Origin of the sequence: Streptomyces sp. DH-12, from assembly GCF_002899455.1 — a bacterium.
GTDB lineage: Bacteria > Actinomycetota > Actinomycetes > Streptomycetales > Streptomycetaceae > Streptomyces.
On sequence record NZ_PPFB01000001.1, the window covers coordinates 4,902,754 to 4,917,895 of the forward strand.

Below are 15,142 nucleotides of genomic sequence, written 5' to 3' on the forward strand. Positions count from 1 at the left end.
AACGAGGCGGAACTGCGGGCCGGGCAAGGGCGTCGGGCCGGTGGGGAGCGGCCTCGGGCGCGTCGGCTCAGCGGGCCATCCAGCGGTCCGACTCCCGTGCCCGTGCGTCCAACGCGGTGACGACGGCGGCCGAGGAGGCGTGGGGATCACCGGGAACCTGCACGTCGCGCCGGACGTCACCGCACTCGTGGCCGGGGTCCGGTTCGGGCATCCGCGCCTCGATCCCCGCGCGCCGGGCGAGCGCGGCCGCCGTCGCCGTGAACCCCTCGGCGAGCGCGAGGATCACGGAGTGCCGCGTCCGGCAGTGCCGGGCGACGACGTGCGCCGGATCACCGGGAGCCGGGGCGCCCGCCCGGCTACCAGATCGCCTCGACCCACTCCGGGTGGTCGATGAACGGGTTGCGGTTGTGCTGGTAGGAGTCGTGGATGACGTCGTTGCGGCGCTGCTCGAAGGCGTCCGGCGGGTCCTGCTCGTGCCACGCCTTGAGCACGGAGAGCTTGCCGGTGTACGGCGCGCTGCCGTTGTTCACGCGGTCGTTGGGCTCCAGGTCGGGCCATCCGTCGGTGCCCTCGTAGCGGACCGCCATGTAGAAGATCATGCGGGCCACGTCGCCCTTGACCGCGTCGCGCGGCTCGAAGGAGTCGGAGTCGGTGAGGCTGCCGCCGCCGTTCGCGACGGCGCTGCCGCCGTTGTCGAAGTCCTTGTTGCCGCGGATGCTGTTGACCTGGACGTCGGTCGGGCGCAGGTGGTGGATGTCGGTGCCGGGGCCGGTGGAGGTGCCGAAGCCGCCGTGGGACTTGGCCCAGACGTGCTCGCGGTTCCAGTCGCCGGTGTCGCCGCCGTTCGCGCTCTTGCTGCGGGAGGCGCCGGAGTACAGCAGGATCACGTTGCCGCTGTTCGCCGGGTCCTCGTCGGTCTCCTTGAGGGCGTTCCAGACGGCCGAGTACGAGAGCTTCGTCTGGTCGCTGATGATCGTGTGCAGGGCGGACCTGAGGACCGCGCCGGTCCTGCCCTCGGCGCCCTCGTAGTAGTCGGCCACGACGGCGGCCCGGGCGGGCGCGGGGGCGGGGGTCCCGGCGCCGGCCGTGGCGGGGGTCAGGGCGGGGACGGCGAGTCCGGCCAGGAGGGCGGCGCTCGCCAGCGCCACCGCCTTCCGGCGCCGTATGCGTACAGCGAGCATGTGAGGTGTCCGATCTACGCGGGTTGCACGAGGGAGATACCCGCGAGACTGGCATGCACATGCGGTCGGGCGCGTGGAGGGAACGTGTCGATCGCGTGACGACCGTCCGACCGTGTGTGGTCGCCGCGCGCCGCCGGAATCGTTGCGGAGGGATGAAATCCGCTCCGGTCGGCGTTGGTGCCTTCCGGAAGATCAGGACGATCGGAGGACACCGCGTGACAGCGCAACGGGGATGGGCACGACGACTGGCCGCCTACGCGTGGCGCCACCCCAAGGACGTCGTCCTGGCCCTCGGCTCCTCCCTCGCCGGCATGGCCGTGATGGCCCTGGTCCCGCTGATCACCAAGGTGATCATCGACGACGTCATCGGCGACAAGACCCGGGACATGGGCACCTGGGCAGGCCTGCTGATCGGCGCCGCGCTCGCCGTCTACGTCCTCACCTACGTCCGCCGCTACTACGGCGGACGCCTCGCTCTCGACGTCCAGCACGACCTGCGCACCGAGATGTTCGGGTCGATCGCCCGGCTCGACGGCAGACGCCAGGACGAGCTGTCCACCGGGCAGGTCGTCGGCCGCGCCACCAGCGACCTCCAGCTCATCCAGGGCCTGCTCTTCATGCTGCCGATGACCATCGGCAACCTGCTGCTGTTCCTGATCTCCCTGGTCATCATGGCGTCGCTGTCCCTGCCGCTCACCGCCGTCGCGCTCGCCGTGGCCCCCGCCCTGTGGTGGATCGCCAAGCGCAGCCGCACCCGGCTGCACCCCTCCACCTGGTACGCGCAGGCACAGGCGGGCGCCGTCGCCGGGGTGGTCGACGGCGCGGTCAGCGGCGTGCGCGTGGTCAAGGGCTTCGGCCAGGAGGACCAGGAGACCGGAAAGCTCCGCGAGGTCGGCCGCCGGCTGTACGCGGGACGCCTGCGCACCATCCGGCTGAACTCCCGCTACACCCCCGCCCTCCAGTCCGTGCCCGCGCTGGGCCAGGTGGCGATGCTCGCCCTCGGCGGCTGGCTCGCGGTGCGCGGGCAGATCACCCTCGGCACCTTCGTCGCCTTCTCCACCTACCTCGCCCAGCTCGTCGGCCCGGTCCGGATGCTCGCCGTCGTCCTCACCGTCGCCCAGCAGGCCCGCGCCGGCACCGAACGCGTCCTCGACCTGATCGACACGGAGCCGTCCCTCACCGACGGCACCAAGGACCTGCCCGCCGACGCCCCGGCGACCGTCGAGTTCGACGACGTCGCCTTCGGCTACGACCCCGAGCGGCCCGTGCTGGACGGCCTGTCCTTCGAGATCCGCCCCGGCGAGACGCTCGCCGTGGTCGGCGCCTCCGGCTCCGGCAAGTCCACCGTCTCCCTGCTGCTGCCGCGCTTCTACGACGTCACCCGCGGCGCCGTCCTGGTCGGCGGCCACGACGTGCGCGAGCTGACCACCGAGTCGCTGCGCGCCGCCATCGGCCTGGTCCCGGAGGACTCGTTCCTGTTCTCCGACACCGTGCGCGCCAACATCGCGTACGGCCGCCCCGACGCCACCGACGAGCAGATCGAGGCCGCCGCCCGCGCCGCCCAGGCCGACCGCTTCATCGGCGAACTGCCCGACGGCTACGACACCACCGTCGGCGAGCACGGCCTGACCCTGTCCGGCGGACAGCGCCAGCGCATCGCCCTGGCCCGCGCGATCCTCACCGACCCGCGCCTCCTCGTCCTGGACGACGCGACGTCCGCCGTGGACGCACGGGTCGAGCACGAGATCCACGAGGCGCTGAAGAGCGTCATGCGGGGCCGCACCACCCTGCTGATCGCCCACCGCCGCTCCACCCTGAACCTCGCCGACCGCATCGCCGTCCTCGACGGCGGCCGGCTCGCCGACATCGGCACCCACGACGAGCTCCAGCGGCGCTGCCCGCTGTACCGCAGGCTGCTCACCGACCCCGACGAACTGGGCGCCGTCTCCCCGGGCCACACCCCGCCCGCCGGGCCGCGCGAGGAGGACACCTCCGTCCGCGCCGAGCTGGACGCCGAGTTCGACGCCGAGCGGGGCGTCACCCCCCGCCTGTGGACCGGCGACCGCGAGCCCCGCGACACCGCCCTGGACGGCGCACCCGCCGGCCCGGAACTGCTCGCACAGGTCGCCGCCCTGCCCCCGGCCGACGACGTCCCCGATGTCGACGAGGAGCGCGCCGTCCGCGCCGAGGACTCCTACGGCCTGCGCCGTCTGCTCCAGGGCTTCCGCACCCCCCTGCTGATCAGCCTCGGCCTGGTCGCCGTGGACGCCGGCATGGGCCTGCTGCTGCCGGTGCTGATCCGGCACGGCATCGACGAGGGCGTCACCCGCGCCGCCCAGGGCGCGGTCTGGGCGGCCGCCCTGCTGGGCCTGCTCACCGTGCTCACCCAGTGGGCGGCGCAGACCGGCGAGATCCGGATGACCGGACGCACCGGCGAACGCGTGCTGTACTCGCTGCGGCTGAAGATCTTCGCCCAGCTCCAGCGGCTCGGCCTCGACTACTACGAGCGCGAGCTGACCGGCCGGATCATGACCCGGATGACCACGGACGTCGACGCGCTGTCCACGTTCCTGCAGACCGGCCTGGTCACCGCGTTCGTCTCGGTGGTCACCTTCTTCGGCATCATGGTCGCCCTGCTGGTGCTCGACGTCGGTCTCGCCCTCGTCGTGTTCGCCACCCTGCCCCCGCTGATCCTCGCCACGTACGTCTTCCGCCGGGCCAGCGTGAAGGCGTACGAGCTGGCGCGGGAGCGGGTGTCGGCGGTCAACGCCGACCTGCAGGAGTCGGTGGCCGGGCTGCGGATCGTGCAGGCCTTCCGCCGCGAGCGGGACGGCGCCCGGCGGTTCGCCGAGCGCAGCGCCGCCTACCGCAGCGCCCGCATCCGCGGCCAGTGGCTGATCTCGGTGTACTTCCCGTTCGTGCAGCTGCTGTCCTCGGTCGCCGCGGTGGCGGTGCTGGTGGTGGGCGGCGGCCGGGTGGACGACGGCACGCTGGCCATCGGCTCGCTGGTCGCGTACCTGCTCTACATCGACCTGTTCTTCGCGCCCGTGCAGCAGCTCTCCCAGGTTTTCGACGGCTACCAGCAGGCGTCCGTCTCCCTCGGCCGGATCCAGGAGCTGCTGCGCGAGCCGACCTCCACCGAGGCGCCGGCCGAGCCGCTGCCGGTGACGTCCCTGCGCGGCGAGATCGCCTTCGAGGACGTGCACTTCTCCTACGGCGACGGCGAGGAGGCCCTCACCGGCGTCGACCTGACCATCCCCGCCGGGCAGACCGTCGCCTTCGTCGGCGAGACCGGCGCGGGCAAGTCCACCCTGGTCAAGCTGGTCGCCCGGTTCTACGACCCCACCTCCGGGCGGGTCACCGTGGACGGCGCCGACCTGCGCGACCTGGACCTGACCGCGTACCGGCACCGGCTGGGCGTCGTGCCGCAGGAGGCGTACCTCTTCCCCGGCACCGTCCGCGACGCCATCGCCTACGGCCGTCCGGACGCCACCGACGCCGAGGTGGAGGCCGCGGCCCGCGCGGTCGGCGCGCACGAGATGATCGCCACGCTGGACGGCGGCTACCTGCACGAGGTCGCCGAGCGCGGCCGCAACCTGTCGGCCGGACAGCGCCAGCTGATCGCGCTCGCCCGCGCCGAACTCGTCGACCCGGACGTGCTGCTGCTCGACGAGGCCACCGCCGCCCTCGACCTCGCCACCGAGGCGCAGGTCAACGCGGCGACCGACCGCATCGCGGGCCGCCGCACCACACTGGTCGTCGCCCACCGCCTGACCACCGCCGCCCGCGCCGACCGGGTGATCGTCATGGACCACGGCCGCGTCGCCGAGGACGGCACGCACGAGGAACTGCTGCGCAAGGGCGGCCGGTACGCCGCGCTGTGGCGGACGTTCGTCGGCGAGGACGTACCGGCGCCGGCCTGATCCGGCCGTTCACCACCGGTGCGCACCGGCTCGCGCAACCGTGCGGCTCATGCCGTGCGTCCGTACACGCGTACGCCGCCGGTCGCGGCGGGCGCGGTACGGGAGGACGACTGTGCGCAGTGGAGCGATACACCGGCGGCTCGCGCTGGGCCTTGCGGTGCTGACCACGTCGGGGCTGCTCGCCGTGGCCGCGCCGGCCCAGGAGGCGGAGGCGGCCGCGCTGTGCCCCGGACGCAAGGTGCGGACCCTGCCGTTCACCACCGGCTCGGTGCTCGTCTACAAGCGCGGCGGATACGTCTGCGCCGTCACCGTCGCCAAGAAGCCGGGCGTGAAGCGGACGATGGCGGTGAGCGTGCGGGCGCGCGGCGGACGCCCGGTGGTCGACGAGGGGCAGTTCGCCCACCACGCGGGCCCGGTGACCGTGCACGCCGGACGCCGCTGCGTCTGGGTCACCGGCCGGGTCGCGGCGGGCTCCGTCAGTTCCGGCTGGATCCTGTGCTGACCCCTCCGCACACCGGACTCGCACAGGGTTTTCCCTATGTCCCCTGGTGCGGTGAGGAGTTGGTCGAGTAGCTTCCGGCGCACATCTGTCTCACAGGGGAGTGCGCATGCGCAAGGCGCTCAGATGGCTGCTGGCGCTCACGGTGCTCATAGGCACACTGAGCACGGCCGGGGCGGCCACCGCCGCCGAGCCGGAGGCCACCGGCACCACTGACATCAAGGAGAGGCTGCTCGCGGTCCCGGGCATGAGCCTCATCGAGGAGAAGCCGTACACCGGGTACCGCTTCTTCGTCCTCAACTACACCCAGCCGGTCGACCACCGCAGGCCCGCCAAGGGCACGTTCCAGCAGCGGATCACCGTGCTGCACAAGGACACCGCGCGGCCCACCGTCTTCCACACCGGCGGCTACAGCGTCTCCACGACGCCCCGCCGCGCCGAGCCGACCCAGATCGTGGACGGCAACCAGGTCTCCATGGAGTACCGCTTCTTCACCCCGTCCCGGCCCGAGCCGGCCGACTGGAGCAAGCTGGACATCTGGCAGGCGGCCAGTGACCAGCACCGCATCTTCACCGCGCTGAAGAAGATCTACACCGAGAACTGGATCTCCACGGGCGGCTCCAAGGGCGGCATGACCGCCACCTACTACGAGCGCTTCTACCCGAAGGACATGGACGGCGTCGTCGCCTACGTCGCCCCCAACGACGTGGTGAACAAGGAGGACTCGGCCTACGACCGGTTCTTCCGCACCGTCGGCACCGAGGAGTGCCGCGACCGGCTGAACGGCGTGCAGCGCGAGGCGCTGGTGCGCCGGGCCCCGCTGGAGAAGAAGTACGCCGCGTACGCCGCCGAGAACGGCTACACCTTCGACACCATCGGCAGCCTCGACCGCGCCTACGAGGCGGTCGTCCTGGACTATGTGTGGGGCTTCTGGCAGTACAGCACCGTCGCCGACTGCCAGGACATCCCGGCGGACGCGAAGAACGCCACCGACGAGGAGATCTGGAACTCCGTCGACGCGATCTCCGGCTTCTCGTTCTACACGGACCAGGGCCTGAGCCCGTACACGCCGTACTACTACCAGGCCGGCACCCAGCTGGGCGCGCCGACCATCCACTTCCCGCACATCGAGAAGAAGTACGTCCGCTACGGCTACCAGCCGCCGCGCAACTTCGTGCCGCGCTCCATCGACATGAAGTTCCAGCCGCACGCCATGCGGGACGTCGACACCTGGGTCCGCCACAACGCCCGGCACATGCTGTTCGTGTACGGCGAGAACGACCCGTGGGGCGCCGAGCCGTTCCGCCTCGGCAAGGGCGCCCGCGACTCGTACGTGTTCACCGCGCCCGGCATGAACCACGGCGCGAACGTGGCCGGCCTGGTCGAGAAGGAGAAGGCGCTGGCCACGGCCCGCATCCTGGACTGGGCGGGCGTCGCCCCGAACGCCGTCCAGGCGAACCCGGCGGCGGCCAAGCCGCTGGCGAAGTTCGACGCGAAGCTCGACAAGCGGGACGTCGAGCCGCGGCACGCGCTGCGTCCGTGAGGCCGGGGCGGGGTCACACCGGCACGGCGCAGCCGACCGGCAAGGCCCCGCCCAGCCGGACGTAGAGGGCCGTGGACGCCGGGCAGCCGGACCGGGCGTCCACGGCCTTCGTCACCTTGAACTCCGGTTCCCTCGGCCCGCTTCCGTCGCAGGCGGTCTCCCGGACCCTGCCGCCGTCGAGGGAGTGGAGGCAGTCGCCGACGACGGTGCGCGGACCGCCCCCGCCGCCCGGGTCGCCCGGGTGCGGCGGCCGGAGGCTGCGCATGCAGGCGTAGCCGCGCGGCACCATGCCGTCGCCGTCCTCGTCGGCGGCGGGACGCCGCTCGCTGATGTGCAGCACGAAGTCGGTGGTGGGCGGGCACAGCGGCCCGTCGCGCGTGGTGCCGTCGTGCCGGGCCGCCACCCGTGCCGCGGCGCGCTCGCCCGCGCAGGACACCTCGGTGAAACTGGTGCGCCCGAAGGAGCTGCACTCGCCGACGTCGAGGAACACGGCCCCGTGCCCCGGGGGCCGCACCGGTGAGGCCACGGCCGCCGTCCCGCCCGCCCCGTCCCGGGGCGCCTCCCGGCACCCGGCGAGCAGCACCACCCCCGCCAGGGCCCCCACGGCCCGTACCCCCCACGCGCGCACACGCATCGACGCCTCCCCCGGAATCACCCGCCCCCAGCCTGACCGCCCGATGCCGGGACACGCCGGACAAGTGGGGTCGTTCGCGCATACGGGGGGTGAGGGACCGGGCGGGTGACGTAGAGGCGTCACGTCCGGCCGGGGAGGCGCCGTGATCACGGCTGACCGGGACGCCTCGCCCGGACCGGCCGGGCCTCACGCTCCGGACGAGGCGTCCCGGGCCGTCAGTACGTCAGCCCGTGCCCCACCGGGTACAGCACCGCCGTCGGGTCGTCGGCGCGCTGGACCGGGACGGGGAGCCTGCCGCGCGGGCGTGCCCTGCCGGCGATCGTGCGGGCCGCCGCGCGGAGCTCGACGTCGGTCCAGGAGTACGACGCGAGATACGCGCGGACGCCGGGCAGGTGGGCCACGTCGTACGGGTTGCGGATCGCCACCGCGACGACCGGCTTCCCGGTGGCCAGCAGCCGCTCGACGAGCGTCCTCTGGCTGCTGGAGCCGGTGACGTTGTACGTGCCGACGACCACCGCGTCCGCGTCCTGGGCGGCCGTCACGGCCCTGTCGACGGTCGCCGCCGAGGGCGCCGTCCCCGTGGACAGGGCGGTCGCGGTGAAGCCCAGCTCGGTCAGGGCGTCCGCGAGCACCCCGGTGGGCGGGCCCGTGGTGCCGGACGGGGAGGCCGGGTCGGCGCCGACCACCAGCACCTTGGGCGTGCGGCGGCGGGACAGCGGCAGCAGGCCGCCCTCGTTGACCATCAGGGTCGTGCCGTGCTCGGCGATCCGGTCGGCCGCGGCCAGGTGCGACCGGGTGCCGACGACCCGGTCCACGCCCGCGTGGCTGACGTACGGGTCGTCGAACAGGCCCAGACGGGCCTTCAGGCGCAGCACGCGCAGGATCGATTCGTCGAGGCGCGCCTCCGTCAGCTCGCCGTCCCGTACGGCCTTCAGGACCGCGTTCCAGGCGACGTCCAGGGACGGCGGGTTGAGCAGCTGGTCCACGCCCGCCTTCAGCGCCAGCACCGGCACCCGGTCGTCGCCGTACTTGGTGCGCACGCCCTCCATGCCGAGGGAGTCGGTCACCACGACGCCGTCGTAACCCAGCTCCTCGCGCAGGATGCCGGTGAGGATCGGGTGGGAGAGGGTGGCCGGGTCCTCGGCGCCGTCGAGCGCCGGGACGACGATGTGCGCGGTCATGATCGAGTCGATGCCCGCGGCGATCGCCGCGCGGAACGGCGGCGCGTCCAGCTCCTCCCACTGCTCGCGGGTGTGGTGGATCCACGGCAGGTCCTCGTGGCTGTCGGTGACCGTGTCGCCGTGCCCGGGGAAGTGTTTGGCGGTGGCCGCGACACCGGACGACTCGTAGCCCCGCACCTCCGCCGCGACGAGTTCCGCGACCGATTCCGGGTCGGAGCCGAAGGAACGCACGCCGATCACCGGGTTGGCCGGATTGACGTTCACGTCGGCCACGGGGGAGTAGTTCTGCCGGATGCCCAGGGCGCGCAGCTCACGGCCCGCGATCCGGCCCAGGGCGCGCGCGTCGGACCGCGAGCCGCCCGCGCCGACGTTCATCGCGCCCGGCAGCAGCGTCGCCGGCTCGCCCACGCGGGCCACGATGCCGTGCTCCTGGTCGGTCGAGATCAGCACCGGCAGACCGCGCGGCAGACCGAGGGACGCCTTCTGGATGCCGTTGGAGAGGTCGGCGATCTGGTGCGGGTCGCGGGTGTTGTGCGCCCAGGCGAAGTAGATGATGCCGCCGACGCGGTACCTGGCGACCAGCTCGGCCGCGGTGCGCACGCCGATCTCCTTCAGGTTGGCGTCGACGTCGGCCTGGTCGGGGTCGGTGGCGGAGTGGCCGTAGACCCGCATCACGAAGAGCTGGCCGACCTTCTCCTCCAGCGTCATACGGGAGATGAGGGCGCGCAGCTTGCGGTCGTCGGGGCGGTGCCCGCCGGTGGCCGCGTGGACGGTGCCGCCGGCCGCCAGGACGGAGGTGACGCCCGCCGTCGCGGCGAGGACGGTACGTCGGGACGGACGGGCGGTGCTTGCCGTGCTTCCGGGGCTGCTGTCGGGCACGTGCGCTCCTTTGGAAGGTGATCCGCGGGGACCGGGGATCCGCTGAAGGAAACTGCCAGGAGGTCACCAATATCCGGGAAGTTTCTGCCAGTCAAGGGCGTGTGCAGCATCCGGAGGGGCCGTCGTCGGCGCGGCGGGAGGGGGCCGGCGCCGACGACGGCGGGCCGCCGGCCGGGGCGCGGCGCCGAGGGGGGACAGCGGCCGCGGCCGGCGCGAGGAGCCGGCACAGCAGTCCCGGAGGCTCGCCCGGCAGCCTGCCCCTGGGACGTGCGGGAGCGGCGGCGGGTTCCCCTTCCGCAGGGGTGTTCTCCGGACGCCCGGTTTCAGCGGGGCCCGTGCGCCGAGACCGCCGGCCAGTGATCGACCAGCGTGCGGACCGTCTCCGCGATCGCCGGACGGCGTGCCGCGCCCGTGCGCCACAGCGCGTACAGCCGCCTCACGGGCACCGGGTCGAGCGGCACCTCGACGACCCCGGCGGGCAGCGGACCGCGCCCCAGCCGGGGGATCAGCGCGATGCCCAGCCCGGCCGCGACCAGGGCGACCAGGGTCGGGTTCTCGTCGGCCGTGTGCACGATCTCCGGCTCGTGCCCGGCCGCGCGCAGGGTCCGCACCAGCCACTCGTGGCAGACCCGGCCCGGCGGCTGGCAGATCCACCGCTCCCCGGCCAGCTCCTCCCGCCGCACCGCCGTCCGCTCCGTGAACCGGTGCCCCTCGGGCACCAGCAGATCGCACAGGTCGTCCCCGACGACCCGCTGCTCGACGCCGGCCGGGGCGGGCAGCGGCGCGATGTCCCAGTCGTGCGCGACCACCAGGTCGACCGTGCCCTTGGCGACGAGGTCCACGGACAGATGCGGGTCCACCTCGGTCAGCCGGGTGTCCAGCGCGGGGTGCCGGCGGGCCAGGTCGGCCAGCACCGGCGGCATCAGCCCGCGCGCGGCCGACGCGAACGCGGCCACGGTCAGCCGCCCGGACGGCACCCCGCGCCGCTCCTCCAGCTCGGTCTCCGCGCGCTCCACGATGGCGATCAGCTCCCGCGCGGCGCGCACCAGTTGATGCGCCTCGTCGGTCAGCCGCACGCCCCGGCCCTCCCGCTCCAGCAGCACGGTCCGCGTCTCCCGCTCCAGCTTGGCGATCTGCTGCGAGACGGCGGAGGAGGTGTAGCCGAGCGCGGAGGCGGCGGCGCCGACGGTGCCGTGCACGGAGACGGCGTGCAGGGCGCGCAGACGCTGGAGATCGAGCATGGCGGTACCCCTGAACGGTCAGTGACGCTTCATCCAACCATGCAGCGGACGCCGCTGGTGCTGAAGCGTCGTCGCCGGAGGTGCTCGACGCATGCGGCCGGCACACGTGTGGGGGCCCGTCGGCGGACCTGGCCGCCCTGCGCTCCCCGGACCGGCCGGGCGCGGGCACGGTGCTCCACGTCGCCCGGCGTGCCACGGTGTTCGGGTCCGGCGCCTGCGGCCGGCTCCTGCGCCGCCACCCCGCCTCCACGGTCGTCCCGTTCTCCCTCCTGGCCCCGGTCCTCGGCACGACCGGGGACGCCGGCCGGCCGTCCCCGGACGCGGGGCGCGGGACCAGGGGGTGGCGGTGCGGGCCGGGGACGGCCACACGGTGCCCGTCCCGGTCCGGCGCGTGCGACGGGACACGGGGGTGCGCGCCGGGTCGCCCGGCGCGCACCCCGCGGACCGGCGCCGGGCCGCCCTGACCGGGCGCCGGGTGATCGTGACGTCGGACATGAGGATCAGGGCGATTCCGGGGCGGGGACGCCGGCGCGCAGTTCGGGCGTGCTCGTGGCGACCCAGACCACCGCGAACAGGCACAACAGCCCGCCCGTCACCAGGGCCGTCGCACCGGAGGTCGCGCCCGCCACCAGTCCCGCCCGCATGTTGCCGAGGTGCGGGCCGGCCTGTCCGACGATCTGCTCGGCGGCGGTGACCCGGCCCAGCAGGGCGTCGGGCGTACGGGTCTGCACGATCGTGGTGCGCGAGAGCACCGAGAGGGCGTCGGCCGCCCCGGCCAGGACCAGCAGGCCGAGGCCCGCCCAGGGGCTGCTCATCATGCCGAACGCGGCCAGCGCGGCCCCCCAGACGCCGGCGCCGCACAGCATCACGAGGCCCGGACGGCCCAGGCGGGTCACCGTTCCGGACAGCGCCGACGCCGTCACCCCGCCGATCGCGATCGCCGACATGAACAGACCCAGTGTGCGCGGGTCGCCGCCGAACCGCTCCTCGTTGATCAGCGGGAAGAGGCTGGCCGGCATGGACAGCACGGTGGCGGCCAGGTCGGTGACCAGCGCGCCCCGCACCACCCGGTGGCCGGCCAGGAAGCGCAGCCCGTCCAGCACGCCGTGCAGCCCCGCCCGGGACGGCTCCCCCTCGGGCGGCAGCGCGGGCAGACCGAACGCACCGTAGAAGGCGATGAGGAAGCTCAGCGCGTCCAGCAGGTAGCAGACGCCCAGGCCGAACCAGCCGAGCATCAGCCCCCCGAGGGCGGGGCCGATCAGCATCATCGACTGGGCGGTGACCTGGTAGAGCGCCAGACCGGAAGCCACCTGCTCCTTGGGCAGCACCCGGGGCACGAACACGCCGGCCGCCGGACCGCCCACCGCCGCGCAGGCGGACTGGGCGGCCACCAGGGCCAGCACACCGGCCACCGGCACGTGTCCGGTGAATCCCTGCAGCGCCAGCAGCAGCGAGCACACCGCCTGGCCGACCGTCGCGGCCAGGTAGATCCGGCGCCGGTCGCCCCGGTCCACCCAGGCCCCGGCGAACAGGCCGAAGCACACGAGCGGCAGGGCCTGAGCGAGGCCCACCGCACCGCTCCAGGCCGCGCTGTGCGTCATCTCCCAGACCTGGTACATGACGGTGACCATGGTCATGAAGCTGCCGAGCACGGACACGGTCCGTCCGATCAGCAGACGTCGGAAGAGGGGGGAGGTACGCAGCGGACGCACGTCGATGAACGCGCGGGACACACTCACGAGGGCATGACAGGGCGGCGGCGGACAGGCTGAGGCACGGCGGGGACGTTATCCGCCCGCCCACGGCCCGGGCCAGTCGTTTTCCCCGCCGCCCGGCCGGCACGCCGGCGCCGGGCCGCCCGAGGCCGTCAGGCCGATTCGTTCAGCAGCCGCGACAGGTGCTCGCGGCCGGGGGTGAGGAGCCCGGGCAGGGGCGCCGCGTCGGCGTACCACCGCTGCTCGTACTCCCAGCACAGCCACCCGTCCCACTCGTGCCGCGACAGCACCTCGACCACGTCGGCCAGCGGCAGCACCCCCGCCCCCAGCGCGACCGGCGCCGGGTCCTCCGCGGAGGCGATGTCCTTCACCTGGACGTACCCCAGGTGCGGCGACAGCGCGGCGAAGCTGTCCACCGGCTGCTCACCGCCGAGCCACGTGTGCATCACGTCCCAGAGGGCGCCCACGTGCCGGTGTCCGACCAGCCCCAGCACCCGCATCGCGTCCGCACCGGTGCGGTGGGAGTCGTGCGTCTCCAGCAGGATCCGTACGCCCCGGTCGGCCGCGTACCGCGCGGCCGTGCCCAGCCGCCGCGCGGCCGTCGCGTCCGCCTCCTCCGCGCCCTGCTCGTCCCCGCCGCCGGGGAGGACCCGTACGAACGGGGCGCCGATGTCCCCGGCGAGATCGACCAGCGCGCGGACCTCGGCGAGGACCGGCCCGTCGTCACCGGGCGCGGCGACCCGGGCGTACCCGGCCACCCCCAGGACGTCGAGCCCGGCCGCCTCGAACCCGGCGGCCACGTCCGCCCGCTGCTCCGCGGTGAGACCCGGGTGGACGGGCTCCTCGGGGTGGGCGCGCAGCTCGACGCCGTGATAGCCGTGCGCGGTCGCCAGGGCCGTCACCTCGGAGAGAGGGAGGCCGGGGACGCCGAGGGTGGAGAACGCCAGTTTCATGGATACGGGACTACCCCCGACCGGCGCGGGCGATTCCTCCCTCACTCCGGTGCCGCACAGAGGCTCCTCGGCGGATCGCCGGGCGCGGCCCGGCGGGGGCCGGTCGCGCAGTTCCCGCGCCCGTGCGGGAGGCGGCCGCCGGCCCCTCGGCAAGGCTCAGCCCCGCGGCCCCGCCGTGGACCCACGCACCGTCAACTCCCCCCGCACCGAAGCGATCCCCCCGGCCGGCGCCTCCTCCCGCCCCATCGCGATCCGCCCCGCCCGCGCTCCCGCCTCCGCGAGGGGCAGCCGGACCGTCGTCAGCGCGGGCACCGCGTCGATGCTGAACGGCAGGTCGTCGAAGCCGGCCACCGACACGTCGTCCGGGATGCGCAGCCCCGACTCCCGCAGCGCCGCGCACGCGCCCAGCGCGACGGAGTCGTTCGCCGCGACCACGGCGGTCAGCGACGGGTCGCGGCGCAGGAGTTCGAGCGTGGCCTCGTAGCCGGACCGCCGGTCGTAGCGTCCGTGCACGGTCCACCGCGGGTCCTCCTCGATGCCGTGCGCGGCCAGTGCGGCCCGGTGGCCCTCCAGGCGGTGCCGGGTCGTGGTGCGCTCCTCGGGGCCCGCGATGTAGCCGAGCCGCCGGTGCCCGAGCCCGATCAGGTGCTCGGTGAGTTCCTGCCCGCCGCCCCGGTTGTCGAAGGTCAGCGCGATCGCCCCGGTCTCCGGCGCCTGCGGCCGCCCGCACAGCACCACCCGCGTCCCGGCGTCCGCCAGCTTCCGCAGCTTGGCGTCCATCGCCGCCTTGTGCTGCGCGTCCTCGATCGCCCCGCCGGTCAGCACCACCGCCGCGGCCCGCTGCCGCTGGAGCAGCGTGAGGTAGGTCAGTTCGCGCTCGGGCGATCCCCCCGTGTTGCACACCACGGCGAGTCTCTCCCCGCCCGCGCGCCCGCCGGGACCGCCGATCTCCGACTGGATCGCGCTCGCCATGATCCCGAAGAACGGGTCCGCGATGTCGTTCACCAGGATGCCGACCAGGTCGGAGGTGGCGGCGGCGAGGGCGCTGGCGGGGCCGTTGAGGACGTAGTCGAGTTCGTCGACGGCCTTGAGCACCCGCTCGCGGGTGGACGCGGCCACGGGATAGTTCCCGTTGAGCACACGCGACACCGTCGCGGGGGAGACCTGCGCCCGCGCCGCCACGTCCGCCAGGGTCACCGTCATGTCTCGTCCTCCGCCTCGCCGCCGTGCCGTCCGCCCGCCGTGCCGTCCGCCCGTGCCGTACGCGTCGTGCCCGCCCACGCCCGCACCGGGGGTTCCGAGCAGACCCTACGGCCAACGGCCCGGTTGTCCGCCCCCTCGAACAAGTCGGGGTCGGCAGTGGTCTTGTCCACACCGCGGTCCAGAGGCTAGC

The 15,142-nt window shown here is 74.1% G+C and carries 11 protein-coding genes and 2 pseudogenes; 4 read left to right on the forward strand and 9 right to left on the reverse strand.

The genetic code is table 11. The annotated features are described in order from the left end of the window. Positions 1 to 67: 67 nt before the first annotated feature. A pseudogene (locus tag C1708_RS21025) lies at positions 68 to 307 on the reverse strand (DUF6086 family protein); the annotation flags it as partial. A gap of 49 nt (positions 308 to 356) precedes the next feature. Next, positions 357 to 1,181 carry an endonuclease I family protein gene (locus C1708_RS21030; RefSeq protein WP_106414132.1) on the reverse strand — a complete coding sequence of 275 codons (825 nt, stop codon included), beginning with the start codon at positions 1,179 to 1,181 and terminating at the stop codon, positions 357 to 359. 215 nt (positions 1,182 to 1,396) lie between these two features. Between C1708_RS21030 and C1708_RS21035 the strand changes: the two genes are divergently transcribed. The 3 genes from C1708_RS21035 to C1708_RS21045 all read left to right on the forward strand — a co-directional run bounded on the left by C1708_RS21035 (position 1,397) and on the right by C1708_RS21045 (position 7,146). Next, on the forward strand, positions 1,397 to 5,104 hold the full coding sequence (locus C1708_RS21035) for an ABC transporter ATP-binding protein (protein ID WP_106414133.1): 3,708 nt from the start codon (positions 1,397 to 1,399) through the stop codon (positions 5,102 to 5,104). Positions 5,105 to 5,216: 112 nt separating this feature from the next. Beyond that, on the forward strand, positions 5,217 to 5,606 hold the full coding sequence (locus C1708_RS21040) for a hypothetical protein (protein ID WP_106414134.1): 390 nt from the start codon (positions 5,217 to 5,219) through the stop codon (positions 5,604 to 5,606). A 106-nt stretch (positions 5,607 to 5,712) separates the two neighbouring features. Continuing rightward, positions 5,713 to 7,146 (forward strand): S28 family serine protease, encoded by a 1,434-nt coding sequence (locus C1708_RS21045; RefSeq protein ID WP_106414135.1) that lies wholly within the window; start codon positions 5,713 to 5,715, stop codon positions 7,144 to 7,146. A 13-nt stretch (positions 7,147 to 7,159) separates the two neighbouring features. Here C1708_RS21045 and C1708_RS21050 read toward each other — a convergent pair whose 3' ends face one another. The 3 genes from C1708_RS21050 to C1708_RS21060 form a co-directional block, all read right to left on the reverse strand. After that, positions 7,160 to 7,780 carry a hypothetical protein gene (locus C1708_RS21050; RefSeq protein WP_106414136.1) on the reverse strand — a complete coding sequence of 207 codons (621 nt, stop codon included), beginning with the start codon at positions 7,778 to 7,780 and terminating at the stop codon, positions 7,160 to 7,162. Positions 7,781 to 7,995: 215 nt separating this feature from the next. Then, on the reverse strand, positions 7,996 to 9,840 hold the full coding sequence (locus tag C1708_RS21055) for a glycoside hydrolase family 3 protein (protein ID WP_106414137.1): 1,845 nt from the start codon (positions 9,838 to 9,840) through the stop codon (positions 7,996 to 7,998). Between the two features lie 323 nt (positions 9,841 to 10,163). Then, positions 10,164 to 11,081: a LysR family transcriptional regulator gene (locus tag C1708_RS21060; RefSeq protein ID WP_106414138.1), complete on the reverse strand. Its 918-nt coding sequence runs from the start codon at positions 11,079 to 11,081 to the stop codon at positions 10,164 to 10,166. Positions 11,082 to 11,194: 113 nt separating this feature from the next. Here C1708_RS21060 and C1708_RS35160 point away from each other — a divergent pair. Next, positions 11,195 to 11,383: pseudogene (locus tag C1708_RS35160) on the forward strand (EamA family transporter); the annotation flags it as partial. A 198-nt stretch (positions 11,384 to 11,581) separates the two neighbouring features. Here the strand turns inward: C1708_RS35160 and C1708_RS21070 are convergent. The 4 genes from C1708_RS21070 to C1708_RS34040 form a co-directional block, all read right to left on the reverse strand. Next, positions 11,582 to 12,820 carry an MFS transporter gene (locus tag C1708_RS21070; protein WP_106414139.1) on the reverse strand — a complete coding sequence of 413 codons (1,239 nt, stop codon included), beginning with the start codon at positions 12,818 to 12,820 and terminating at the stop codon, positions 11,582 to 11,584. A gap of 128 nt (positions 12,821 to 12,948) precedes the next feature. Continuing rightward, positions 12,949 to 13,749 carry a sugar phosphate isomerase/epimerase family protein gene (locus C1708_RS21075; protein WP_106414140.1) on the reverse strand — a complete coding sequence of 267 codons (801 nt, stop codon included), beginning with the start codon at positions 13,747 to 13,749 and terminating at the stop codon, positions 12,949 to 12,951. Positions 13,750 to 13,905: 156 nt separating this feature from the next. After that, positions 13,906 to 14,952 carry a LacI family DNA-binding transcriptional regulator gene (locus C1708_RS21080; RefSeq protein ID WP_106414141.1) on the reverse strand — a complete coding sequence of 349 codons (1,047 nt, stop codon included), beginning with the start codon at positions 14,950 to 14,952 and terminating at the stop codon, positions 13,906 to 13,908. Further along, positions 14,949 to 15,122: a hypothetical protein gene (locus tag C1708_RS34040; protein ID WP_157951284.1), complete on the reverse strand. Its 174-nt coding sequence runs from the start codon at positions 15,120 to 15,122 to the stop codon at positions 14,949 to 14,951. The genes C1708_RS21080 and C1708_RS34040 overlap by 4 nt, the downstream gene beginning before the upstream one ends. Positions 15,123 to 15,142: the final 20 nt, after the last annotated feature.

What these genes read in the sequence shown, in the direction of transcription:
- C1708_RS21030 (WP_106414132.1), bottom strand. Translation starts at nt 1,181, where the DNA reads ATGCTCGCTGTACGCATACGGCGCCGGAAGGCGGTGGCGCTGGCGAGC.
- C1708_RS21045 (WP_106414135.1), top strand. Translation starts at nt 5,713, where the DNA reads ATGCGCAAGGCGCTCAGATGGCTGCTGGCGCTCACGGTGCTCATAGGC.
- C1708_RS21050 (WP_106414136.1), bottom strand. Translation starts at nt 7,780, where the DNA reads ATGCGTGTGCGCGCGTGGGGGGTACGGGCCGTGGGGGCCCTGGCGGGG.
- C1708_RS21060 (WP_106414138.1), bottom strand. Translation starts at nt 11,081, where the DNA reads ATGCTCGATCTCCAGCGTCTGCGCGCCCTGCACGCCGTCTCCGTGCAC.
- C1708_RS21075 (WP_106414140.1), bottom strand. Translation starts at nt 13,749, where the DNA reads ATGAAACTGGCGTTCTCCACCCTCGGCGTCCCCGGCCTCCCTCTCTCC.
- C1708_RS21080 (WP_106414141.1), bottom strand. Translation starts at nt 14,952, where the DNA reads ATGACGGTGACCCTGGCGGACGTGGCGGCGCGGGCGCAGGTCTCCCCC.